This window comes from Anaerobacillus sp. MEB173 (genome assembly GCF_052119505.1).
In the GTDB taxonomy this organism is placed as follows: domain Bacteria; phylum Bacillota; class Bacilli; order Bacillales; family JBJMAU01; genus JBJMAU01.
The window spans coordinates 549041-573164 of sequence record NZ_JBJMAU010000001.1; the positions used below are offsets into that span (position 1 = coordinate 549041).

The 24124-nt window shown below is 37.5% G+C and carries 24 protein-coding genes; 7 read left to right on the forward strand and 17 right to left on the reverse strand.

The features are described from left to right. Positions 1–39: 39 nt before the first annotated feature. The 10 genes from ACJ2A9_RS02750 to ACJ2A9_RS02795 form a co-directional block, all read right to left on the reverse strand. Complete coding sequence (locus ACJ2A9_RS02750) at positions 40–1095, reverse strand: TRAP transporter substrate-binding protein (RefSeq protein ID WP_441420066.1); 1056 nt, start codon at positions 1093–1095, stop codon at positions 40–42. Positions 1096–1128: 33 nt separating this feature from the next. After that, the gene (gene ggt / locus ACJ2A9_RS02755) at positions 1129–2676 is read right to left on the reverse strand and encodes a gamma-glutamyltransferase (RefSeq protein ID WP_441420067.1); all 1548 of its coding nucleotides are present in this window, start codon (positions 2674–2676) and stop codon (positions 1129–1131) included. A 377-nt stretch (positions 2677–3053) separates the two neighbouring features. Next, positions 3054–4316 (reverse strand): lactate racemase domain-containing protein, encoded by a 1263-nt coding sequence (locus ACJ2A9_RS02760; RefSeq protein ID WP_441420068.1) that lies wholly within the window; start codon positions 4314–4316, stop codon positions 3054–3056. 88 nt (positions 4317–4404) lie between these two features. Continuing rightward, positions 4405–5436, reverse strand: a complete 1032-nt coding sequence (locus ACJ2A9_RS02765; protein WP_441420069.1) for a metal ABC transporter solute-binding protein, Zn/Mn family — start codon at positions 5434–5436, stop codon at positions 4405–4407. A 34-nt stretch (positions 5437–5470) separates the two neighbouring features. Then, positions 5471–6199 (reverse strand): LarC family nickel insertion protein, encoded by a 729-nt coding sequence (locus ACJ2A9_RS02770; protein ID WP_441420070.1) that lies wholly within the window; start codon positions 6197–6199, stop codon positions 5471–5473. Further along, positions 6199–6957 carry a nickel pincer cofactor biosynthesis protein LarB gene (larB, locus tag ACJ2A9_RS02775; RefSeq protein WP_441420071.1) on the reverse strand — a complete coding sequence of 253 codons (759 nt, stop codon included), beginning with the start codon at positions 6955–6957 and terminating at the stop codon, positions 6199–6201. Before larB ends, ACJ2A9_RS02770 begins: the two co-directional genes overlap by 1 nt. Further along, entirely contained in the window at positions 6958–7794 is an 837-nt protein-coding gene (gene larE, locus ACJ2A9_RS02780; protein ID WP_441420072.1) for an ATP-dependent sacrificial sulfur transferase LarE, read from the reverse strand. 31 nt (positions 7795–7825) lie between these two features. Beyond that, complete coding sequence (locus ACJ2A9_RS02785) at positions 7826–9127, reverse strand: (Fe-S)-binding protein (RefSeq protein ID WP_441420073.1); 1302 nt, start codon at positions 9125–9127, stop codon at positions 7826–7828. Next, positions 9127–10527, reverse strand: a complete 1401-nt coding sequence (locus ACJ2A9_RS02790; RefSeq protein ID WP_441420074.1) for an FAD-binding oxidoreductase — start codon at positions 10525–10527, stop codon at positions 9127–9129. The genes ACJ2A9_RS02785 and ACJ2A9_RS02790 overlap by 1 nt, the downstream gene beginning before the upstream one ends. 40 nt (positions 10528–10567) lie before the next feature. Further along, complete coding sequence (locus ACJ2A9_RS02795) at positions 10568–11221, reverse strand: GntR family transcriptional regulator (protein ID WP_441420075.1); 654 nt, start codon at positions 11219–11221, stop codon at positions 10568–10570. A gap of 272 nt (positions 11222–11493) precedes the next feature. On the opposite strand from ACJ2A9_RS02795, the gene ACJ2A9_RS02800 reads away from it, so the two are divergent. Continuing rightward, the gene (locus ACJ2A9_RS02800) at positions 11494–12600 is read left to right on the forward strand and encodes an iron-containing alcohol dehydrogenase family protein (protein WP_441420076.1); all 1107 of its coding nucleotides are present in this window, start codon (positions 11494–11496) and stop codon (positions 12598–12600) included. A gap of 174 nt (positions 12601–12774) precedes the next feature. On the opposite strand, the gene ACJ2A9_RS02805 is transcribed toward ACJ2A9_RS02800, so the two are convergent. Beyond that, positions 12775–13947: an MFS transporter gene (locus ACJ2A9_RS02805; protein WP_441420077.1), complete on the reverse strand. Its 1173-nt coding sequence runs from the start codon at positions 13945–13947 to the stop codon at positions 12775–12777. Between the two features lie 79 nt (positions 13948–14026). Between ACJ2A9_RS02805 and yeiL the strand changes: the two genes are divergently transcribed. Beyond that, positions 14027–14698, forward strand: coding sequence for a transcriptional regulator YeiL (yeiL, locus tag ACJ2A9_RS02810; RefSeq protein ID WP_441420078.1), 672 nt, complete (start codon positions 14027–14029; stop codon positions 14696–14698). Between the two features lie 285 nt (positions 14699–14983). Here the strand turns inward: yeiL and ACJ2A9_RS02815 are convergent, their stop codons facing one another. From ACJ2A9_RS02815 to larC, 3 genes are all read right to left on the reverse strand, one after another. Beyond that, positions 14984–15634 (reverse strand): YdeI/OmpD-associated family protein, encoded by a 651-nt coding sequence (locus ACJ2A9_RS02815; RefSeq protein WP_441420079.1) that lies wholly within the window; start codon positions 15632–15634, stop codon positions 14984–14986. An 83-nt stretch (positions 15635–15717) separates the two neighbouring features. Further along, on the reverse strand, positions 15718–16170 hold the full coding sequence (locus tag ACJ2A9_RS02820) for an SRPBCC family protein (protein WP_441420080.1): 453 nt from the start codon (positions 16168–16170) through the stop codon (positions 15718–15720). A 187-nt stretch (positions 16171–16357) separates the two neighbouring features. Beyond that, positions 16358–16849, reverse strand: coding sequence for a nickel insertion protein (larC, locus tag ACJ2A9_RS02825; protein WP_441420081.1), 492 nt, complete (start codon positions 16847–16849; stop codon positions 16358–16360). 222 nt (positions 16850–17071) lie between these two features. On the opposite strand from larC, the gene ACJ2A9_RS02830 reads away from it, so the two are divergent. Further along, positions 17072–17749: an FMN-dependent NADH-azoreductase gene (locus tag ACJ2A9_RS02830; protein WP_441420082.1), complete on the forward strand. Its 678-nt coding sequence runs from the start codon at positions 17072–17074 to the stop codon at positions 17747–17749. Positions 17750–17820: 71 nt separating this feature from the next. On the opposite strand, the gene ACJ2A9_RS02835 is transcribed toward ACJ2A9_RS02830, so the two are convergent. Further along, complete coding sequence (locus ACJ2A9_RS02835) at positions 17821–18015, reverse strand: DUF2187 family protein (RefSeq protein WP_441420083.1); 195 nt, start codon at positions 18013–18015, stop codon at positions 17821–17823. Positions 18016–18298: 283 nt separating this feature from the next. On the opposite strand from ACJ2A9_RS02835, the gene asnB reads away from it, so the two are divergent. The 4 genes from asnB (at position 18299) to ACJ2A9_RS02855 (ending at position 22368) form a co-directional block, all read left to right on the forward strand. Next, positions 18299–20221, forward strand: coding sequence for an asparagine synthase (glutamine-hydrolyzing) (gene asnB, locus ACJ2A9_RS02840; RefSeq protein ID WP_441420084.1), 1923 nt, complete (start codon positions 18299–18301; stop codon positions 20219–20221). 132 nt (positions 20222–20353) lie between these two features. Next, positions 20354–20566 carry a methionine aminopeptidase gene (locus ACJ2A9_RS02845; protein WP_441420085.1) on the forward strand — a complete coding sequence of 71 codons (213 nt, stop codon included), beginning with the start codon at positions 20354–20356 and terminating at the stop codon, positions 20564–20566. Positions 20567–20706: 140 nt separating this feature from the next. Beyond that, on the forward strand, positions 20707–21804 hold the full coding sequence (locus ACJ2A9_RS02850) for a type III polyketide synthase (protein WP_441420086.1): 1098 nt from the start codon (positions 20707–20709) through the stop codon (positions 21802–21804). Next, complete coding sequence (locus tag ACJ2A9_RS02855) at positions 21805–22368, forward strand: isoprenylcysteine carboxyl methyltransferase family protein (protein WP_441420087.1); 564 nt, start codon at positions 21805–21807, stop codon at positions 22366–22368. It abuts the gene before it with no gap. A 173-nt stretch (positions 22369–22541) separates the two neighbouring features. Here ACJ2A9_RS02855 and ACJ2A9_RS02860 read toward each other — a convergent pair whose 3' ends face one another. Both ACJ2A9_RS02860 and ACJ2A9_RS02865 read right to left on the reverse strand, forming a co-directional pair. Beyond that, a complete protein-coding gene (locus tag ACJ2A9_RS02860; RefSeq protein WP_441420088.1) occupies positions 22542–23225 on the reverse strand; it encodes a hypothetical protein in 684 nt (227 codons plus the stop codon). Next, positions 23222–23971: a hypothetical protein gene (locus ACJ2A9_RS02865; protein WP_441420089.1), complete on the reverse strand. Its 750-nt coding sequence runs from the start codon at positions 23969–23971 to the stop codon at positions 23222–23224. Before ACJ2A9_RS02865 ends, ACJ2A9_RS02860 begins: the two co-directional genes overlap by 4 nt. Positions 23972–24124 lie beyond the last annotated feature (153 nt).

Genomic DNA, 24124 nt, shown 5'->3' on the forward strand with positions numbered 1-24124 from the left:
AAAAGAATAGTTTTCTAGAAAACTATTCTTTTTCCAAGATTATTTAGTAACTAGCTCTTTAACTTCTTCAATTAAATCCTTTCCGATCACATCCTCATATTTGTCATAAACAGACGCAGCAGCTTCACCCCATCGTGCTCTTTCTTCTGGACTTAATAATGTCACCTCTACACCGTTTTCTTCCATCTTTTCAATAATCATTTCTTCATTTTTACGGATTAAATTACGTTGAAATACTTTCATTTCGTCAAAAGAATCCAGTATGATCGTTTTGTGTTCTTCACTTAAACTTTGGAAAAACGGCTCATTAATCATCACCATATGAGGACTGTAGATACTACCAACGATGGTAAGGTATTTCTGAACCTCAGGAAAATTATTAAAGTGCGCTAAGTTTAAGTCAATATCTATTCCATCTACCGTTTTCTGTTGAAGAGCAGTAAAAACTTCTCCCCAGGCAATTGGTGTTGGATTCGCTCCAAGAGCTTCTAACGTACCAATATGTGCATCACTATTTGTAGCACGAATCTTTAATCCTTCTAAATCCTCTAGTTTTTCAATTGGACGAACATTATTAAAGATATGTCGAAAACCAATTTCAATAAATCCTAGACCTCTAACATTACTTGATAGTAACGCTTCCCTTAACTCTTCACCAATCGGACCATCTGTCACTAAATCTGTAGAAGGATAATCTGGGAATAAAAACGGCATATCAAAAATAAGGAGACCATCAGTAAATGGAGCTAAATTCGGAGCAGAATCCGAGCCCATTTGGAGTGTTCCCATCTGTAAACCCTCTACTGTTTCTCTTGCATTACCAAAGGTACTGCTATCAAAAATCTCGACCTTGATTTCACCATTAGTCTTCTCTTCTACTAATTCCTTAAATTTAATAAAACCCTCACCCATTGGATGGGCTGGAACATTAGGATGTGCTAATTTGATAGTAATTGGATCATTCTGAGTACCTGATCCTGATCCATCCCCATTTTGACCAGAATTGCTACTTTCCGAACTACAGCCAAACAGAAATGCCAAACTGACTATACATATCAAATTTACAAACAAAAGCCTTGAACGTCGTCTAACCATGACAAATCACCCTTTTCATAATATTTTGACTTTTCAATAACCAGCTATTCCTCCTTCAAATCTCTTATCAATTACACCAACCCATGTATTTTGACTGTTCGTAGCTAAACTTGAGGCAGGTCCATAAAAATGTTGATTTTCTAGATTACTTAATTCATACCCTAATTGTTCAAGTTCTTCCCTAACCTGAATCGGCAAGTGATTTTCTACGAATAATCTACCACCTCCCTCAATGTGAAATCGTGGATTGTTCATAGCCTCATCTAATGGAGTATGATAGAGTAACGTATCTATTAAAAAATTAGTAACAGTAGAAATAATTCTTCTAGCTCCAGGGGTACCAACCGCTAACATCATTTCTTCACTTTTTACTATTGTAGGTGTTAAATTATTTACTGGTAGCGCTCCAGAATCAATATCATCAAATAAAGCCATACCATTATTCATAATGATCCCAGTATTTGGGATCGTCACGCCTGAACCATACCACAAAGGTCCATGGGTCAATGTGAGTGAAACGATATTTCCAGATGAATCAGCAGTACATAAATGTGTTGTATGTCCATGATCCTCCTGATTTTCAAAGATGATAGGACCAGCCCCGCTACCCACATGTCTTCTTAGCTCGTCTGCATAGTTTTTATCAATGAGTCTATTAATTTCATCCTGCGGAGGATTTCCAGGTAAATTTAAACGATCCTTCCAAGCCCATGCCATCGCTCTAGCGACAATATCTATCATTTTTGAAGAACGGTTATGATACTGGTTAATTTTTATTCCTTCAATAATATTTAACGTTTGCATCATTGTAAAATGCCCGGTATTCTTTGGTGCCCCATAAATCTCATAGTCACCAAATTTGATTGTAATAGGATCTAGAATATCAACCTTATAATTTTTTAAATCCTCTAAGTCTAATGAACCACCATGATTTTGAATATCATTAACAATCTCTTTTCCTAACTTTCCTTCATAAAATACATGTGGGCCTTCATCCGCAATTAACTGTAGACTTTTACCGTAATTGTTTCTTCTTACCCTTTCTCCTATATGAAATGGCATGTTATTTCTATTAAGCAATTCTTTTCTCGTTTCTGGAAAAATATGAATATGAGGCTCATTAAGTGTATTTGCAATTGTAGGATTAATAACAAATCCCTCATTCGCTAAAGTTATTGCTGGTTCAAATAAATCTTTCCATTGTAAGGATCCAAAGTTTTTGGATAGTGCATATAACCCTGCAACAACACCTGGAACTGAAATGGATTTATATCCCACCATATTTTCAGGATTTGGACCATCCCTTCGATAAGATTTTTGAGGGGCTTTGACGGGTAGTGACGTATTAAAGTCGATAACTTTTACACTATTTTGCTGTCTGTTATATATTAATGCAACTCCTCCATAACCACCAATTCCACTATTGGCTGCATCGACAACACCCAGTGATAGGGCTGTGGCAATCGCTGCATCGAAGGCATTCCCACCTTTTTTTAACATTGTACGTCCTGATTCTGCAGCGAACGGATGAGCTGCTACGACCATGCCATTGGTACATTCCAATTCACATTTGATTTCCAAATCAATGCTCCTTTCTATTTTTCTTGTTAGTAGAGCCTTTAATCATTTTTATCAGCGACACTTCTATCTATTAATACAAATCAACCATTACGTATAGCAAACTAAAGCTATTTTTTAAAAATGTATAGTTTAAGTAATTTATATGTTAGTAAAATTACTTTATATTTCAAATGTTATGATTTTATCATTTGATATTTTGATAAATACTATTAAGAGATTTTATATATCTTTTATAAAAATAATATTTACATTTAGCGAGGAATTCGACAGTTTATAAATCTAGTTTTCAAGATATAAAACCATTTATACTAGAAAAAAAAAAATAGAATAAAGTAATAATAAAATAGCGACTGCCTTTGCAGTCGCTGTAATCTAGCTTAAAAAAGATTGCCCTCTTCATTAAAATTCATATACTCTGGTTCACCAATTATTTCGATATTCGGATTCGCCTTGGCTTCCTCGAACAGAGCTTCTGAAATGAGCATATGTTTGAGCTCAAGTGTGTTTTTGATCCTAATGATCTTCATATCATTGTAATCGACGTCAAAACACGTTTTCATCGCAGCCCGAATAGCCAAACTGTCATTTTCCATGACCATAGGTATTTTTACACTTTGGGCCAGCCTGTTTGTCAATGGATTCGGATAAGTAGCTTCAAACTGAATCTTAGTAAAGAATCGCCTTGAGCAGGTGTCAGCATTTGTCATCCCATTAGCATTTCCATGCGACTCTCTTGTCAGATCCAAGACAGCGATTCGTTGTGCCAATGGATTGTGCTTAACAGATCCTGAGTAATTTCTTCTTATAATATTAGGATCCATCCCGCTTCCGGAGATATTTTTACCCATTTCATCGACGATAAGAACATCGCATTTATCAAACATAATACTCGGCATCAGCTGTTTTGCTTCTTCTAAAAGAGGCTGCTCTTCTTCCATAATCCTCTCGCTCGGTATCGCTACAATTTTATACGTTTCATCATAGGCATTTTCGATAATGCCTACCCCAAATATGATATTCGATTTGTCGATCGCTTCCCTTGCAATTTCCTCGACTCTGAATGGAATATTCTCCACACCGGCAGCATGGATAATTTCGGCACCGACTTGTTTACCAAGTCCGACGGCAATCATTTTAGCGAGGCCGCTTTCATAGTTCGCCCTAAAGGACGTATGCGGCTTAATCCGTCCGGTTACGATAATGGCATCAGCCTCTGTATAAGCATTTTTATCGATATAAACTGGATGACCATTTTTTGAAGTCCCAACTTGAACAACCTTCATACTTGAAACAACCGGAGCACCAGTTGATTGTTCGGTGATACCAAGCTCTGCAAGCACTTCAGCCTGTCCTTCTCCCGTCGCTCCTCCATGACTTCCCATTGTTGGAACGATAAACGGATGAGCCCCTCTTTCTTTGACCGCGGACGCAACTTCTTTAATGATGCACGATAAATTAGCAATTCCTCTGCTGCCAACAGCAATCGCAACACGGTCACCCTTCTTTATTCTTCCTATGATCTCTTCTTGACCAAGCTGTTCATTCATTACATTAGGGATATCGCTTAGTGCTACTCTATCGAAATGCTGCTTGATTTTAATCATTTTTGGAATGTTAATCCCGGTGAACAATTTCTCCATTTCAAGACTCCTTTACAAGAAAGTTGCGTAATGCCTCCCATTTTCTCTATACTTTGTTGCAAGTCATTTTCTAGTAATCTTTAAGAATTTAAGTTTGATTGTTCAACGCAATTTTCATCGTTTCAATATTCTCTCTCATCATATAAAAATAATCTTTACCTTCTTCTCGTTGTTCCTCTGTTAATGCTTCTAAATTATAAAAATAAAGCCGCTCAGCTCCTAGTTCATCAATAAACATGTCTGCAATCGGGATCGAATAGTTTTTTTCAAAAACAACATGGCTAATCCGATGCTCAGTTGCAAAATCGAGTAATTGTTGAAGCTGCTGGATTGATGGTTCATTCGTTGGTGAAAAACCTGTAATGGAAACTTGCTCTAACTCATATCGATCAGCCCAATACGTATATCCAGCATGTGCAACTAAAAATGTCGATGTGGAAGCACCTTCAACTATCTCTTGAAATTCTTGATCAAGAATCTCTAACTCTCTTTTTAGATTGTCAAAGTTTGCTTGAAAGTCTTCTTCCTTTTCTGGCAACAGCTCCGCCAGGGCATTTTTAACATTGTTCGCGACATCAATGGAACGGATGGGGTCGATAAAAATATGGGGATCATAATGATAGTGATGGTTGTTTTCATTACTATGATTATGACTATGACTATGGTCGTTACTGTGTTCATGATTGTGACCATGGCTATGACTGTGCTGATGCTGACTTCCTTCCACAAACTCAATGCCCTCTGATGCTTCTACCATGAACACATTTTCTTCAGCCATCGACTCTATCAATCTCTCAACAAATCCTTCCATCCCGCCGCCGCTGTATATAAAAGCATCCGCATCAGCAATTCTTGTTAACGTTTTGATGGTTGGGTCATATGTATGGGCATCTGCACCAGCAGGAATGATATTTGTTACGTTAACAGCATCCCCACCAATTTTTTGAATGAAATCTTCCAAAGCATAAATTGACGTATAAATTTGCAGTGGTTCTTCGATAACTAAGACCTCTGCAGACAATTCTGTTTCTTCTTTACTTTCTACTTTTTCGACTGTTTGGTTTGTGCTACAACTAGTGAGAAGAAAAAGTACGCTCAACAAAAGGAACACTCTTTGCACTGTTTATCCCTCCTCATCTTGTTGTTACAAAGTATTAAAGTTCACCTAAGATCGCTCTAAGAACATTTGGATGCTCTGGAAAGTCCTTCGTCCCTGCACCATAGCCAACTTTCTCAATCGTCATGGAAGGGATTGGGCCAAAGTCAGAAACAACGCCTTTTAATATTCCTGCACCTGTTGGTGTTGTTAATTCTCCTTCAACGCTTGAAGATTTTAACGGGATTTTTGTTAACATTTCAAGTGTTGCCGGTGCTGGTACTGGGTAACGTCCATGATCGATCATAATTGATCCGCCCCCTACAACGACAGGTGAGGCGTAAACCTTATCAATATGTAACTGGTCAAGCGCGATCGCAACACCTACTGTATCAACAATGGAATCGACAGCACCAACTTCATGGAAATGAACCTTTTCCAATGAGCTATTATGAATTTTCGATTCCGCTAACGCAATCGGTTCAAAGATGGCTAAACTTAATTGTTTTGCTCTTTCGGTTAATGACGAGTCTTCAATCATTTTCTTTATTGTGGAATAATGACGGTGGTTTACTTTTTTTCCTTCGACATTTTCGATTACATGAACCTTTTTTGAGTAAATTCCCTTTTTCATTACGCCCTCTACTTTAATTTCAAACGGTTCAATTGAAAATTCATTTAATAGTCTTTCAATTTCTTTAATATCCGCTCCTAAATCAACTAATGCACCTAAAGTCATGTCACCGCTAATCCCGGAAATACTGCAATCTAAATATAAAACCTTCATCACTCGCCCTCCTCTAGCCCTACTCGATTAATTAACGATGCAGAATATGCAGCACCAAATCCGTTATCAATATTGACAACGCTCACTCCTGAAGCACAAGAATTCAGCATCGTGAGTAACGGTGCTAACCCCTGAAAGTTAGCGCCATATCCAACACTTGTCGGCACAGCGATAATCGGTTGATTAACTAAGCCTCCTACAACACTGGGAAGTGCTCCTTCCATACCGGCAATCACGATAAGGACAGAGCAGCTCTTAATATCTTCTAACTGATCAAATAAGCGGTGAATCCCTGCTACACCAACATCATAAAAACGCTTTACTTCATTTCCCATTGCTCGGGCAGTGATGGCTGCTTCTTCAGCAACAGGTAGGTCGGTAGTGCCTGCACAAAGAATTCCGATTGGCCGTGAATGCAGCGGCTTCTGCTCTGTTTTTCGGTAAAGTAATGTTCTAGATACGAGATCATATCTTACGTCAGGAATGGCTTCCATGACAGCCTGTCCTTTTTCTCCATCAATTCGCGTCGCTAATACCGTGTCATGCTTTTCAATTAAATGAGTAAAGATACCAATCATTTGCTCGGTTGTTTTTCCTTCACCATAAATAACCTCGGGAAATCCTTTTCGCTTCGTACGGTGATGATCGATTTTTACATATCCTAAATCTTCATATCCCTTTAAGGAATCATACGCCTCAGAAGGAGAAAGCGCTCCCTCTGATACGGCCTGCAGCACTTGCTTTAAAGAAACGTCCATTTATTTTTGAGCCTCCTTTTCGGCAATCTCTAGTTCAGTATCTAGTATTCTATTCATGCTACCGCTTTTGTAACCTTGTAAATCAAGTGTGACAAACTTATACCCTAAAGACTGAAGCGCTTTTATTATGGCATCGTGATGATTGATGATCACCATCAAATCTTTCGGCTCGACTTCAATTCTTGCCATCTCTTGATGGGTTCGAACGCGAACTTGTCTCACCCCTAATTGCTTAATAAATGCTTCTGATTTCTCAATCTTTGTTAATTTCTGCTGCGTAATTTCTTCACCGTAAGCAATCCTTGAAGACAGACAAGCAAATGATGGCTTTTCTGACGTCGGCAGGTTTACTAGTCTTGACAGATGACGTATTTCATCTTTGTAAAGTCCTGCTTCTTGAAGCGGGGCCCGGACACCATGCTCCATTGCTGCCCTTCTTCCTGGACGATGCTCGCCCATATCATCGGCAATTAGCCCGTACACAATATTCTTGAACCCTGTTTGAACCATAATTGGCTTAATTTCTTCAAACAGTCCGTTTTTACAAAAGTAACAGCGATCTTGCGTATTTTCTTTATAACCCGGAATATTTAATTCTGATGTTTCAATGATTTGATGTGTTGCTCCGATCTGCATTGCATATTCCTTTGCCTCTTCCAATTCACTGCTTGGATATGTTTCAGAGTCTGCTGTTACAGCAAGCACATTTTCTTTTCCAAGTGTGTCAAATGCTACTTTTAATAAAAAGGTGCTGTCTACTCCACCAGAAAACGCGACAACGACACTTCCCAATTCACGTAAATTCTCTTTTAACAGTTCATACTTTTCGTTCAACAAATCCGATCACCTCTCGTATTCAATGTAAACGCTATTGGATTCCGACAGCTTCTGCTAAATACTCTATTAGATGAAGCGCTTTAGTTTGTCCTTGAAGGTTTTCTCGTTCAATTCCCAGCTTCATTTGCAGTAAACAGCCAGGGTTTGTCGTAAGAATAATATGGGAGTTTGTTTTTTTCACATTCTCCATTTTCTGATCTAGAATTTCCATTGATTCCTCATGGTTTACGATATTATAAATCCCTGCTGACCCACAGCACATGTCTGCTTGGTTCATTTCGATAAAATCGATATTTGGAATTAATTTGATTAATTCCCGCGGTTCCTCCGTTACTTTTTGAACATTTGTCATATGACAGGACGGCTGGTAGGTCACTCTTTCTCGGTCATGATCAGGGATGGTCACGCCTCCGCACAAAACAAGTACTTCACTTATATCTTTTGATTTTGCAGAAAATGCCTGGGCTCGCTCACTCCATTGGCAATCCTCTGCTAACAGATGACTGTATTCATGCAGCATGGCACCACAGCCGCCGGCATTGTTAACGACAAAGTCGACATCATTTTCTTCAAAGGCCGCAATGTTTTTCTTTGCTAAACTAACTGCTTGGTCAAGCTCACCGGCATGAGCATGCAGGGCTCCGCAGCATGTTTGATTTTCAATAATGTACACATCACAGCCTACTGCTGCTAACAGCTCAACGGATAAACGATTAATACGGGCGAACATTGCATCCATAATACAGCCGGTAAAAAAGGCAACCGTATACTTTTTTTCACCCTTCGCCTTAATGAAACTTGGAAGTCGATTCCGCTCTGACGGAGAAACTGCTTCTGGAACAATCGCTTCTATTTTGCCAAGATTTAAAGGCAGCTTTTTCATTACACCCGATTTTCTGGCTAGTTTTTGCATGCCGCTTTTTTGATAAAGCCATAGTCCATTTCCGAGTGTTTTCATTGCCAATCTACTAGGGAACACTTTTTCAAATAGTAGATTTCTCACTACTTTAGTAGAGGAACGATACTTTTTCCGACGAGTCAGGGCAGCCCTCGAAGCTTCTAAGATAGCGCCATATTCCACACCAGTTGGGCAAGCCGTCTCACAAGCGCGGCAGCCAAGACATAAATCAAGCGGCTCCTCTAAAAGTGATAAGTCGGTAATCCTCCCTTCCCCGGCCATCTTCACTAAATTGATTCTTCCCCGTGGTGAATGGGTTTCTTTGCCCATGGTTGAATACGTAGGGCATACAGGCAAACAATAGCCGCATTGAACACAGCTATTCGTTTTCCCATAATTTAATTCTTTTTGTAATTCTAGTAACTGGTTTCCCATTACTTCAACACCAACTTTTGACCTTTTTCAGGGAAAATCTTCCCCGGATTCATTATGTTATTTGGATCCCATGCTTGTTTAATCCGCTTCATCATATCAAGTCCAACCACACCTAATTCCATCTCCATAAATGGTGCTTTCATCGTGCCGATTCCATGTTCCCCAGATAATGTTCCTCCTAATTCAACAGCAGCCTCAAAAATTTCGGCTACCGCTAATTCCACACGTTCCATCTCCTCTCTATCACTTTTGTCTGCGATAATATTCGGATGAAGATTCCCATCACCTGCGTGGCCAAAAACAACAAGATGCAGGTTATACTTCTCTTTAATTTGCTGAAGTCTGCGGCACATCTCAGGTATTTGACTGCGAGGAACCGTTGCGTCTTCAGAAATCTTTGTCGGTTTAATTTGCACAATAGCAGGAGAAACAAGTTTCCGCGCTTTCCAGACCTCTGCTTTTTCCTTCTCTGTTTCAGGAATTCTGACCTCGCGAGCACCTACTGATTCACAAAGCATAGCGACTTTATCAATCTCATCTTTAACAGCAGCAGGATGACCGTCCAATTCGATCAAAATAATCGCTTCTGCATCTCTTGGTAGATTTGAAGGTTCATAATTTTCCACGGCAATGATCGATGCTTGATCCATTAGCTCCATTTTTGCTGGGAGGATACCAGATGATAGAATTTTAGATATTGCACCCCCTGCATCAACAAGACTGTTAAAGATGACCATGACTGTTTCTGAAGCAGGCGGCTTTGGAATTAAGCGCAAAATTGCTTTTGTAATAATTCCTAACGTCCCTTCTGAACCTACAATTAACTTTGTTAAATCATAGCCGGTCACGTTCTTTACCGTTCTTCCACCAGTACGAATGATCTCGCCTTCAGGGGTAATGACTTCTAAGCCGATCACATAGTCTTTTGTGACTCCATACTTCAAACCGCGCGGTCCACCAGAATTTTCTGCGAGATTTCCTCCAATGGTTGATACGTGCGAACTGCTCGGATCAGGCGGGTACATTAAGCCTTTTTGTTCTGCTGCTTTATGAATCTCAGACGTTAAAACCCCTGGAGATACGACTATGACTAAATCCTCCTCATCGACGACTAACACATTGTTCATTACTGACAAATCAATAACGATCCCGCCTTTTACTGGCAATGGTCCGCCGCTTAATGACGTGGATTGCCCACGTGGATAAAGAGGGATTTTTTCTTTATTTGCATATTTTACGAGCTCGGCAAGCTCTTCGACTTCCTTCGTTTGAATGACAACGTCCGGTAAATAGGTACCGAAAGAAGCATCAAACGAATAACTGTATCGATCAGATTCGTCCGTTAATACACTGCCAGTTGACACGATATTTTTTATCGCCTCAATTTTCTGGTGATCCATACGATCCCCTCCCATTTTTCCATCAATTTCATAAAGCTTATTATGCGTTCTCTAAGCCGTATAAAAAACGAATCGAGTTCTTTCTCGCATTGATGATGTGCTCTCGGATCAGCTTTTCAACTTGGTCTGCATCTTTTTCTAAAAATGTATCAATAATGTCAATATGCTCCTGAATAGACACATTATATTTTTCATTGATCGTTGAAGTATGGAGCATAATTCGATGAGTATGATCCATCACATTATCCATTATGTTGTGAATGAAACTATTATTATGTGTATAGATGATCTTATGGTGCAGCTCCCGGTCTAAGTTAGTGAAATATATTTTCCTTTGTTCCGGGGTTAACTTTGCTGGTTCATCCGTAAAATTTTGTCTTAGTTTCAATAACCATGTATCAGGTATTTGATGGCAGACAGCCCTAGCGACTGATGGTTCGATTAGTTCACGGACTTCATAAATATGGTTGATTAACTCTGGTGTGATCCCAGAAACAATGATCCCTTTTCGAGGATAAATATAAACAAACTTCTCCTTTTCTAACATTTGCAGTGCTTCTCTGATCGGTGTTCTGCTTATGCCTAATTCCTCTTGCAGCTTCTCTTCAGAAATATCTGCCAACGGCTTCAATTCACCGTTAAAAATTTTTTCTTTTATATTTTCATAGGCGATTTTCGTTTTCCCTTGTTTCATAGCAAACCCTCTGTTCTTTCACTGATATATCTAACATATATCTATGATAAGTCGGTCGAAAGTGTAATGTCAACTCAATATAGTATGAATAGTTAAAATATTTACAGCATAAGTCTTGAATTAGCAATGATAGTAAGATACAATTCAATGTGTAATTGTCTTACAATTTTAATAAATGAACAGTGAAATCCTATTGGTTTTCTCTTTTAAAATTTCTCTGATATATCTAAAATATATCATTCTAAACCTAATAATTTGTAGAGGTGAAAAACATGCATATAGCAAAAACGTATCCTTCTAATTACATTCAAGAACAAGGAATACTTAGAAAAACTGGGGAGTGGATCAAAAAGTTTGGAACAACGCCTTTTATTGTTGCAGGGCCTACTGCGTGGTCAAAAGCTTGTGCCAAAGTTACAGAGAGCTTACATGAAAGCGCTTTAGATTACACGCTAGAATACTTTGAGGGCCACTGCTCTGAGGAAGAATTGCAGCGAATCCTTCCTAAAGTGCCTTCTCATGTTGATATCATTGTTGGTGTAGGCGGAGGACAATGTCTTGATATGGCCAAACTTGTCGCTACCCGATTACAGCTGCCAGTAATCAATGTCGCAACACTAGCCTCTACTTGTGCCGCATCAGCTGCACAATCGATTCTTTATACACCTGATCATGTATTCGTACGAGTAGAGTCTTTTGATCACTCACCTGCTGCTGTACTCGTTGATCCGGATATCATTCGAAATGCTCCCGTCCGCTATTTAACTGCTGGAATTGGGGACACGATTGTGAAATGGTATGAAGCCATCCCCTTAAATGAAGGGAAATACCAAAATGCGATGACCAAGGCCGGCTTAAAGATGGCTGAATTAGTGCGAGACTTACTTTTTGAATTCAGTGAACAGGCTATTCAGGATTGTGAGCAAGGTAAAACGAGCGAATCGCTTCGTCAAGTAATAGATGCCAATATACTCTTGTCAGGTTTAGTCGGCGGACTAGGCAGACATACATGCGCTTCATCTGGAGCACATGCCATTCATTATGGAATGACTGTGATCCCAGACATGAAGGGTGCCTTTCATGGAGAGCTTGTCGCTTATGGATTGCTATGCCAATTTAAGCTTGAAGGAAAATCAGATCAGGAAATCGTTGATTTTATGAGATTTTATCAAAAAATTAATCTTCCTATTTCATTACGTGACATGGGCTTAACCGAACTTCGTGAAGAAGAACTGCGCTTAGCTGCAAAAAAAGCTTGCGCGCCAGAACGAACGATTCATAATTTACAGTTTGAGATTCTTGAAGAAAATGTCTATCAATCGATTGTTGATGTTCATCAATTAGGGGAATCAATGAAAAAGAACGCTGCATTAAATTAAAACCAAAAGGATGTCTTATAAGACTCAGATACTGTAGATATAAAAACAAACATTGGAAATAACACTGAAAATAGCAATTTAAATCAGAATAAAAAATACACAAAAACGCATGGACAATCATATCATCCATGCGTTTTTAAATTGCCACAGCTTTGTGAAGTTTAAGATAAAGAACTAGATAGAAATTAAAACTTCCTTTCTAAGTTCCCGTTTACGATACTCAAGCGCAAGCAGCATTGATGGAATGGTACAAATAATCATTCCGATAAAGGCATACCTAGGTTCGATTTCGTATAAATAGCCGCCAAAAATTGTAAACACTGCAGTGCTCCAGCTAAGTGCCAACGCTGAATACAAGCCTTGTGCTTTTGGAATCTGCGCATGTGGAATGTTATTGATTAAGTATTTCATAAAGGCATAATGTCCCATAGCAAATGAACATGCATGAAGTATTTGTGCGATACTGAAAACAATCACATTTGGAAAGGCAAATACTAATATCCAACGTAGAGTAGAACCAAGTGCTGCTAGTGCCAGCAAAGAGCCTACTGAAAATTTATGAAATCTCTGATCTGCGATTGAGAAAAAAATGATTTCTGCGACTACAGCAATGTTAATAATTACACCAATTAAATATTTGGGTGTATCGATTTCTTGTAAAAAAAGGTAACCATAATTGTAATAAGTAGCATGTGCCGCTTGCAGTAAGATTACAATGATAAGTATCAAACTAAAGTGCTTATTATGAAATAACTTTAACATGCCCCATTCTTGTGTTTGGTTCGCTTGCGGCTTTTCAGATAAAATAACAGGCGCACTCATAAAACCAAGCCACACGAATACCAATGTACCAAGTAACATTGCCCATAATATCACTTCATCTCCAAACAACCCTATAAAGACCGTTAAAATCATGCCAGCCACGACAAATCCGATGGACCCCCACTGGCGGCTTCTCCCGTAATGTCTTAATTGTCCGCTTTGCATAAGGACGCCAGCGGCGCTGTCTAAAGCCGGCATCAACGTTGGATAAAAAAAATGAAATACTAATGTGACTATAAGTAAGCTAGCAAAGGAACTTGCCGGAATATAACAGAGAATTGCAATTAGCGTACCGATTGCCGCCCCATTTAATAAAATTTTACTACTAAATTTCCCTGATAAATAAGGATATGCAACTAATGTGGAAAGGCCTCTTGACACCAAGCCTAAGCTCATTATCAAACTAGCTTGAGGAATTGTAATCCCTTTTGTATAAACCATCCAGCCCGTCCAATAAGGTAGAAAGATGCCCCACGTCACAAAAAAACTAAAAAACTGCATACTCATCCAACGATGTGTTTTCATTCTGTATCCCTCCATTATTGCATGATATCATGGAGGAATGATGAATAATATGAGATATCTCATATTTTTGAGGTGAGTTATGGAAATTTACAAAGATGAGAAAAAGCGACTGTATTTGGAGAAGAATTCTATTGCGCATTTATTTTCTTTTCTAGCTGAAGAGTATATGGAAGTACACGAATATCAACGCGATGAATGGATTATTCAAGAAGGTATGAGGCCGGATTTTCTGTTTTATGTTATGGAAGGAAAAGCAAAAATATATGTAACTCATCATAATGGTAAAGTTTCGTTAATTAATTTTATCAATGCAAATGATTACATTGGGGAAATGGAATTATTAAATGAGGTGTACTATACAAAAGGAATCCAAGCGTCAACGAAGACCGTTTGTTTTGCATTGCCTATTCATCGCTACCGTACACAATTGCTGGAAGATGCGAAATTTCTACGTGAATTAACCAAATTTTTAAGTGTAAAGGCAACACTTATGGCTGTAAAGTATACACAAAGTCTCGCCTTCCCGCTTGAAAATCGACTTGCGGATTTTATCTTGCAAACTGCTGATGAAGGAGTTTATAAGGAGAAACATGTAACGGTTTGTGATTATTTAGGCGTATCCTACCGACACTTATTGCATGTGCTTACACAATTTTGCGATAAAGGATACTTGCAAAAGGAAGGCCGGTGCTATCAAATTAAACAGTATCATTCCCTATATGAGCTTGCTGAGATGCTGAAAAACAAGTAACCATTTTGTGTAGTAATCAAATGTGGTAAAAAAACTCACTTAGATACACTACAGTGAACCGTACAACAAGTAAATGACTTTTCCTAAAAAAATTACAGCACCTTCTCTAAATAGTGGGAGAAGTGCTGTTTTGTTATTTAGAGGATTCGCATACTTCTTATTGAAGTAACTGCAACACAAATTTTCTTATCTGGTTGACCTTATGATACGAATGGGTGTGTTTCTGGAGTAAGTAGGAATGCCTATTTTACAGTCGGTATTTTCCATATACTCATCATTTAAAGTCTATTTCTTTTTTTGACGAAACAAATCAATTGATTTATATCCCTGTGATAAGATATCAACCATTTGTACTTGGCGGTTATCACGTGTTTTCTGTTGCTTAGCAGAAAAGATATAGCGGGCCCAATCCCTTTGGTAACCTGGTGTTAGTTCCTGATAGAACTTTAGTTCATTTGGATGATCTGTTAATAGCTTTTCTATATCTTTAACATTATCCTCGTAATCTGCTACACACTGACTTGCAGCAGATGACTTTTTATCTTTCTTCTTTTCACGCTTTAATCCAACGACAGTAAATACATTATCCATGCTTACCATTCGCGAAAATTTCACATCGCTATTTTTCACATATCCATCTTCACCCACTTTCATTGCTGGAAAAATATCATCTCTGTGAATGAACGAATCATACCGCTTGTTCCCTTTTTTCGGATATGCAAAAAATAAGTATCCTTTTTCTAGTAATTGTTCTTCATTGATAACTTTTTGGGTGTGATTCACCATATCATCAATCGTTTCCACAAAAATAAAAATAGCATCATGGTCTCCTGATAATGTTGTCTTATATCCAATAAACAAATCATAATCACTTGGTTGATGAAGCACGGCCATATTTTTATATTTACTCAGATTTAATTTATCTATAATTGTCATAACATACTCCTTTATTTCACCTTGAGTCAAATCTTCTTCATCCACATAGGTCCTGCCATAGTAGGATTAACCCTCATCAGTAATCAGTTCTCCAAATAGCTTTTTAAAGCATCTAAATCTTTTGCACAAGCTTTTTTAAAAGTTCCTGCCATCAGTTTCCCAAATAATTTAGTTAAGCCAGAAAGTCCCTTTATCTCACCATGTAAAGTAATTTCTGAATGATTACCTGTCGACGTAATGATATATGTAAACAAGAATTCTCCTTTGCCCGTTGTTCCTTTCGTTCCATCACAGCGCAGTACAATTTTGTCTGGTTCATGTAGTTCGACAACCTCAAAATGTTCAGAAGCCTCTTTTCCAAACATTTTTCTTGTTTCCTTCCACTGACTTCCCACCTGTAACGGCCCTTCGTCCAATCGATTGATTCCCACTAAACCTCGCATCCAGTACTTGGCAGAATCAAGATCAAGCAAAGCCGCGTAAGCTTTTTGTTTGGATGTCTGGAAAGTTCTGTTCACTTCAAAACGAATACTCAAGTTATTTCCCTCCTTATAACATAAGGTCCCTCCTAGGCCGCTTAGACATACAATACGTTTTTTGCGGCCAAAACAGACCTTATTTTCTCTACTAAATATGAACTATTTCGTTGGTGAAACAGCGTTATTGCTAAACAAGAAATTTATTTTACTCAGACATCATTTCCTACTAATACTTTGTAAAAGGTCACTTTGAAGCATCCTTATGATTTGTTTTCATTAACTGCTTGTACACTTCTTCGTAGACCTGCTTTAACGGAATCTCTTCTCTTTGGGCAATCAACCGGCAATCTTCATATTCTGGACTTTGTTGAATAATTGTTCCTTTATAGATTGCTTGTTTCACACGAACTATTCCCCATTGGGTCCCAACCTCAATGAAATCCCTGCCTAAGCGATGGACAATAAATGGGGTATAACGGAGGCCAAATGTTGTGGTTTCTCTAAATAGAACCTCTTTTATTTTTTCCACAGCATCCACTGAAACGAGAACGGATAGTAAAATTCCAGGACGGTTTTTTTTCATATAAATAGGTGTATAATACACATCGTTTGCCCCTTTAGCTAATAACTCCTCCATTAAATGACCGATTAATTCACCAGACATATCATCTAAATTTACCTCTATTTTGAACATATTTTCATCAATATGTTCATGATTATGCTGAAATGAAGTCAAGCATAACACCACCTTTTTCTTTACCTGTTCTCAACCGGGCCCTCTTAGTAATTACTTCTTCTGTCACTTATTGTAATTGTACCAAAAAACGATAAAATCTAGCTACTTACAGTGGTTAACATAATAATACTAATCAACAATCAAATCATTTGACACATAAAACATCCTAGCGTAAAATTTGTAATTGTAAGTTAGTATGTATAGCAACCAAAGTTATTCAATATGTTGCTATTACAACTAACTAGATTATTTTATTTACTGGAGGAAACAAACATGGCAAACGTATTATTTATCAAAGCAAATGATCGCCCAGCAGATCAGGCAATTAGTTCAAAAATGTATGAAGCATTTCTAAGCACATATAAAGAAGCAAATAGTGAAGATGAAATTATTGAGTTAGATCTCTTTAATGCGGAACTTCCTCATTACGGAAATACTGCAATAACAGGTGTTTTCAAACGTAATCAAGGTGTAGAACTTACTGCAGAGGAATCGCAAGCAGCTGATTTAGTAGAACATTACTTACATCAATTCTTTGCGGCTGATAAAGTCGTCTTTGCCTTTCCATTATGGAATGGGATGGTCCCTGCTCCACTTGTAAATTATATTTCTCATCTTGCTCAAGCCGGGAAAACATTCAAATATACAGCTGAAGGTCCAATTGGCTTAGTCCCTGATAAGAAAGTAGCCTTACTCAATGCTAGAGGTGCAGATTATTCAGCTGAACCAATGGCATCAGCTGAAATGGCTGTAAACTATGTGAAGACAAACCTAAGCTTATGGGGTATTAATGATCCTGAGGTTCTTGTAATTGAAGGACACAATCAATATCCTGATCGCGCTGAGGAAATTGTTACTGAAGGGTTAGAAAAAGTAGCGAAATCAGCAGCTCAATTTTAAAAATTTGCTAAAAACCCACCCCAAAATTAATCTGATTTGGGGTGGATACTCTTTACATATAATAAAGCCTTTTAAGAAATTACATCATATTTCTTGTGATTGACAACTGTTCTTCTTGGTTTCCCATCTTTTTCAGTTTTATCTAACTGAACAGCCACTGAATTTGTGTAAACTGCAATGACTTTTGCTTTTTCCCCTTTATTATCTCCTTTTTTTATCAGTACATTATCTCCAATTTGAACTGTTACTGTTATTTCTTCTGACATGTTCGACTGCTCCTTTTTCTCTATTTTTACATATGAACATAGTTTAGTTATTTGTATTACTATGTATTTTAAACGTCTATCTCAATTTTTTAAATATTTTTCTCTCCATTATCGAAAAATCAACAAAAAATCATGTAAAATATTCTATGGTTACGAATTTCTTTTGAAGTTGATGTAACTTTATAAGGTAACATGTCGTCTAATGAATAGATAAAGGTAATTAAATTTTTTTCTCAAAATATGGACAAACTGTAATTAGAGAAAACCTTTGGAGGAATATATTATGTGCGGTTTTATCGGAGAGATTCGTAATCGAGACGTAAAGAAAGTTGATTCAATGGTGTGGGAAAAAGCTTTAGAAGCAATTCACCACCGTGGTCCTGACTCAACAGGCAATTTTGAAGACAAGCACGTTCAACTCGGATTTAAAAGATTAAGTATTATTGATATAGAACAAGGTCACCAACCGCTTTCTTATATGGATCGGTACCACATTGTTTTTAACGGAGAAATATATAATTATCTGGAATTAAGAGAAACTTTACTTCAACAAGGATTTTCATTTCAAACGCATTCAGATACTGAAGTAATCCTGGCAATGTACGCATGGAAAGGTTCGAAATGTGTAATCGATTTACGTGGAATGTTCGCTTTTGCTATTTGGGACCAACAAGAAGAAGTATTATTTGCTGCAAGAGATGGTTTCGGAATAAAACCGTTTTATTATTCAGAATCGAATGAACGTTTATCTTTTGCTTCCGAACTAAAAAGTATTGCATCATCTGTTATGCATGAAGACATTTCAGATGAAGCTATTCAACACTATTTAACCTATCAATATGTACCTGAGCCATATGCTTTATCAAAAAACATAAAGAAATTAAAACCAGGCCATTTTCTAATTAAACGACCTAATGAAGCCGCCACAATACAATGCTATTACAAAAAAACATTCCAGCCTACAAATGGTAGCGTGGATCATTATACGAAAGAAATAAGAGCGGTTCTTGAGGATTCTGTAGAAAAGCATATGCGTAGTGATGTGCCTGTTGGGGCATTTCTCTCAAGCGGTATTGATTCAACAAGTATTGTCGCATTGGCAAAACAACACAATCCACAATTAAAAACATTTACTGTCGGTTTTGAAACAGAAGGATTCAGTGAAATCGATATTGCTAAAGATACAGCGGAACAATTAGAAGTTGAGAATATTCATAAGGTCATTACACCTGAAGAATTTATTCAAGAACTACCTACCATTATTTGGCATATGGATGATCCAGTGGCAGACCCAGCAGCTGTTCCATTATATTTCGTTGCAAAAGAAGCTAGTAAACATGTAAAAGTTGTCCTTTCCGGAGAAGGGGCTGACGAATTATTTGGTGGATATAATATATATCGTGAACCACTTGCTCTACAATGGTTTAATTATATCCCTCAGCCGCTAAAATCTCTCGTCAATAAAACAGCTTCTCTTTTACCAGAAGGAATAAAAGGAAGAAGCTATCTTTTACGTGGTACAACACCGCTCACAGAACGGTATGTTGGAAATGCAAAAATTCTTAGTGAGCAGGAAAAAAAGCAATTGTTTTTACCTTATCATCCTATGAATCGTTATACAAAGATTACAAAAGATTTATATGAACAAGCTGCTTACTATCAGGAGACAACAAAAATGCAATATATTGATTTGAATACTTGGTTACCTGGTGACATTTTAGTAAAGGCAGATCGGATGACAATGGCTCATTCGATTGAATTACGTGTACCTTTCTTAGATAAGGACGTATTTGAAGTAGCCAGAAAATTACCTGACAGTGTGAAAATTGCCAATGGTACAACAAAATATGTTCTTCGTGAAGCGATGAAGCCGGTTATTCCTGCATCAGTGCTTCAACGAAAAAAACTAGGCTTCCCTGTTCCAATCCGTCACTGGTTACGGAATGAATTATACGATTGGGCGCATCGCTTAATTAATGAAAGCCAAACAGACGGAATTTTTAATAAAAATTATGTTTTCTCTTTACTTGAAGAACACTCCCAAGGAAAAAAAGATAACAGCAGAAAACTCTGGGTTATTCTGTGCTTTATGCTTTGGCATTCTATCTATGTTGAAAATACGTTACAGCAATACAAAGACTTCAACATTGAACAAGCATATTATAATAATCAAAAAAAGGTTATTACTTCGAGTCATTCATTCTAAACATCAAATTTATGCTCATCGCTAAGGAGTCTTCTCCTTAGCTTTTTTCTATTATTTATTATTTGAGTAAAGTATAAATATCCTCATTTTCCCAAATAATGAAACTAATGATATGTTAGAGGTGATAATAAAATGGGTTTGATGAATATGTTCTCTGATTGGAGAGCTACGAATTATGAAAAAAAAATTGAAAGAATGCGTGAAAAAGGAGTATGTCCTGATTGCAATGGTAATGGTTACAATTACGTAATGATTAATGAGTTTGCATACATGAATGTCACTGACTACGATTGTCCTGGGTGCAACGGAAGTGGCTTATTCTCAGATTGGGAAGCTACGCAATAATATTATAGTTCACTAATAGATCAAGTCGAAATAGTTTTATATAAAAGTAACCTAAACAGCTAGTTTTATTATTCCTAAAATTGAATCATGATATTGGAAAACGTAACATCACAGTAAAAATATTAGGGTAGGTGTGGTCAGTGCCTTCAATTATTTCTGTCAGCTCATATATCCCTCCGCATTCAATCGATCAAACGGTAACAACCGAATTTGCACGGGAGCTATTTCAAGAAAATTTTCATGATATCGAACGATTACTGCAAGCATTTCCTAACGGAGAAATTGAACAAAGAAATTTTGCCGTTCCACTGGAATGGTTTAAAAATGAGCACTCATTGCAAGAACGGAATGATTTGTATATTGACATGGCAACGGCGTTTGGAGCTGAGTCGATTAAAGCATGTTTACAAAATCCCATTTTTTTAAAGGAAACTGTTGATACTTCCGTCATTGATACAATCATTTTTGTATCGAGCTCAGGAATGTCTACTCCAAGTATCGATGCCCGTATTATGAATGTACTCCCCTTTTCTCCTCACACAAAGCGGATTCCCCTTTGGGGGCTTGGATGTGCCGGGGGCGCTGCAGGCATTAGCAGAGCCTTTGAATATTGTAAAGCATTTCCGAAAGCTAATGTATTAGTTGTCTGTGTTGAACTTTGTGGGCTTACTTTTCAACGTAATGATCGGACAAAGAGTAATTTGATTGGAACATCACTTTTTGCCGATGGCGCTGCATGTGCCCTTGTTTGCGGTGACGAATCTAACATAGTGAAAAATAGGAGTTACCCGATTACTCCGCAAATAGTGGCTAGTCAATCAACGCTAATGGCAGACTCTGAAGATGTAATGGGCTGGCAAGTAAAAGATTCCGGACTTCATGTTGTATTTTCTCGTGATATTCCGAATATTATTAAGAAATGGCTAGGACCGATTGTTGATGCTTTTTTAGATGAACAACAACTTTCAATTGGTCAGTTATCTTCTTTCATCGCCCATCCCGGCGGTAAAAAAGTACTTGAAGCTTATATTGCTACACTTGAAATTAATGAGGGACTGCTTGATATTTCAAAAAATATTCTAAGAAGGCATGGCAATATGTCTTCACCGACGATTTTATATGTATTGGAACATGTAATGGCGGAGGAACATCAGGATGGAGATTACGGGTTAATGGCCGCACTTGGTCCAGGCTTTTGTTCGGAACTTGTTCTACTTCAATGGAAAGGGGTCCATTAGATGGTAATCGTATATTTATTCATAGCTTTAGTAATCGTACAGCGACTAGTTGAAGTACTCATCGCTAATCGTAATGCGAAGTGGATTCTATCGCAAGGGGGTTATGAAGTAGGTCGAAACCATTATCGCATAATGGTGTTCATGCACGCGTTTTTCTTTTTAGCGTTACTTATTGAGGTTACTTTAAATCAGACTGGCTTTCTCTGGTGGTCGATCTTCCCACTTTCAATATTCTTAATTACACAATTCGGGAGAATATGGACATTAACTTCATTAGGAAAATATTGGAATACGCGAATTATGATTCTTCCCCATGCTGAAGTCGTTAAAAAAGGGCCTTATCAACTTATTCGCCATCCCAACTATGTCATCGTTGCGATCGAAATCGCGGTACTGCCTCTTATTTTTCAAGCGTACTGGACAGCAGTTATTTTCTCACTACTGAATGCCTGGGTTCTTTCTGTTCGGATAAAAGCAGAAGAAAATGCCCTAATAAAATCCACTAATTATGAAGATTTTTTTGCGGAAAGACCGCGTTTTCTACCAACAACACAAGAAAAGTAAAAATCTATAAGATGGTGAAAAGTATGTTGAAGAAAAGAGCTTTCACGTTTATCGTAAAGCTCTTTTCTAGCTATTATTGAATCATATATTCAGCCACTTCTTCCACGTTAATCGTTGCAAATGTGTAATTGTTTTAAAAAAGGAAAAATCGTTGATTTCTCCTTTATTAAAACTTATTCACCAATATATTGAATGTAGAGATTTGGATCATGAGTCAATTCAATATGCCTAGGAATTTGCAAATATAGAATATTGTTTCCAATGAAACTGCTATGATAGATATTTTTTGAATTCTCTTCGCTGAATTGTGTTAATGTAAACTCTTTTCGAAACTGTGCTAGTTTTAACTCCACAGGTTCAGGAGCAATGACAACTAATTCATTACCGTCTAAGATCACATCGATCGGCTTAATTTGATCAGAAATGTTAATATCGCCAACAACTGCTGGTGCAGAATAATAGACCGCATTAATACCTTTATCAGGGGCATCTACTTTTTCAACCACGACAGAAGTATCATAGTATTTATTGACAAGGCCAATCTGTTCATTATCATAATCAAACTCCCATGTTTTCTTAATATACGATGGTTCAACGTCATCTACCCTTCCTTGATGCACTGCATTGTAGAACTTTTGTATTTCTTGATCCATTTCATGCTGTGAAAGCTCATGTTTAGGATAAACTTCACCTTTTGGAATAAGTACATATACTCCAACTGAAAGAATTAAAAGAGCGACATAACCAGCAAAAAACATGCGAATTTGAGTTCTCCTTACATATTTTCCAGAAGGGGTTCTCCGTTTCATATATAAAACGAAAGCAAGAATAAAAATAAATAATAGTAAGGCACTCATTTTCTCACCCCCAAACGATTAGCCAATATGATTGAACTTAAAAATAAAAGAACTATACTAATCAAAGCCTTCATTAGAAATAGTAAAATTAACGATTCTTTTGCGAAAAATTTATAACCCCATTCGATCAATATCGCTATCCCGCTGCTATTATCAAAAAACAGCATTCCAAAAAAGACGACTGGTAATACGAACGCAAAAATTCCGTGCAACTGAACAAGCGTTCCGATAAGATATCCTATCGCACTAAAGAAAAAAACATAAACCACTGTGACAAAGAAACCAATGATAAACTCATTCGGACTTGCTATCGTGATCGAATCTTTAATAAATTGAACCTCAGCTAAATAATAAAGAAGAACCTTTAGTAAAAATGTTGACAACATAGCTGTTAAGCCACCAATAATACTAGCAGTGAATAAAAAGCTAATATTTGCCAGATTACTGCTGACACGATTTGTCACAAAAGCAAAATCATCATCGCGGTAAGCTTGAGTCGTCAATAACATGGCTGAAATAAAGGACCACAAAATCGTAAAAATAATGACGATATCAGCCGAATAGTAATGAACATTAATTTGGATACCTTCTGTACTTGTGCCCATTGAACTTACTCCGTTAAAAGAAAAAAGAATTGCAATGATTTGGAGAACGACAAGGGTAGTAAACACACCATGATATGCACGTAGCTTGTAAACATACTGCTTTTTGACAATCTCAGCTAAGCTTATTTTAGTTAAAGACATCATCAATTCCCCCTTTATGCTTACTTGTTAAGTAGACACACAAATCACTTGAAGAAACCGATGAAATTTCTAATCCAGCCAGTTTGGCATCAATCAGGTGGGACTCTGTAAAATCATCTTTGACAACAACATACGTATTATCAGGGCCAATGC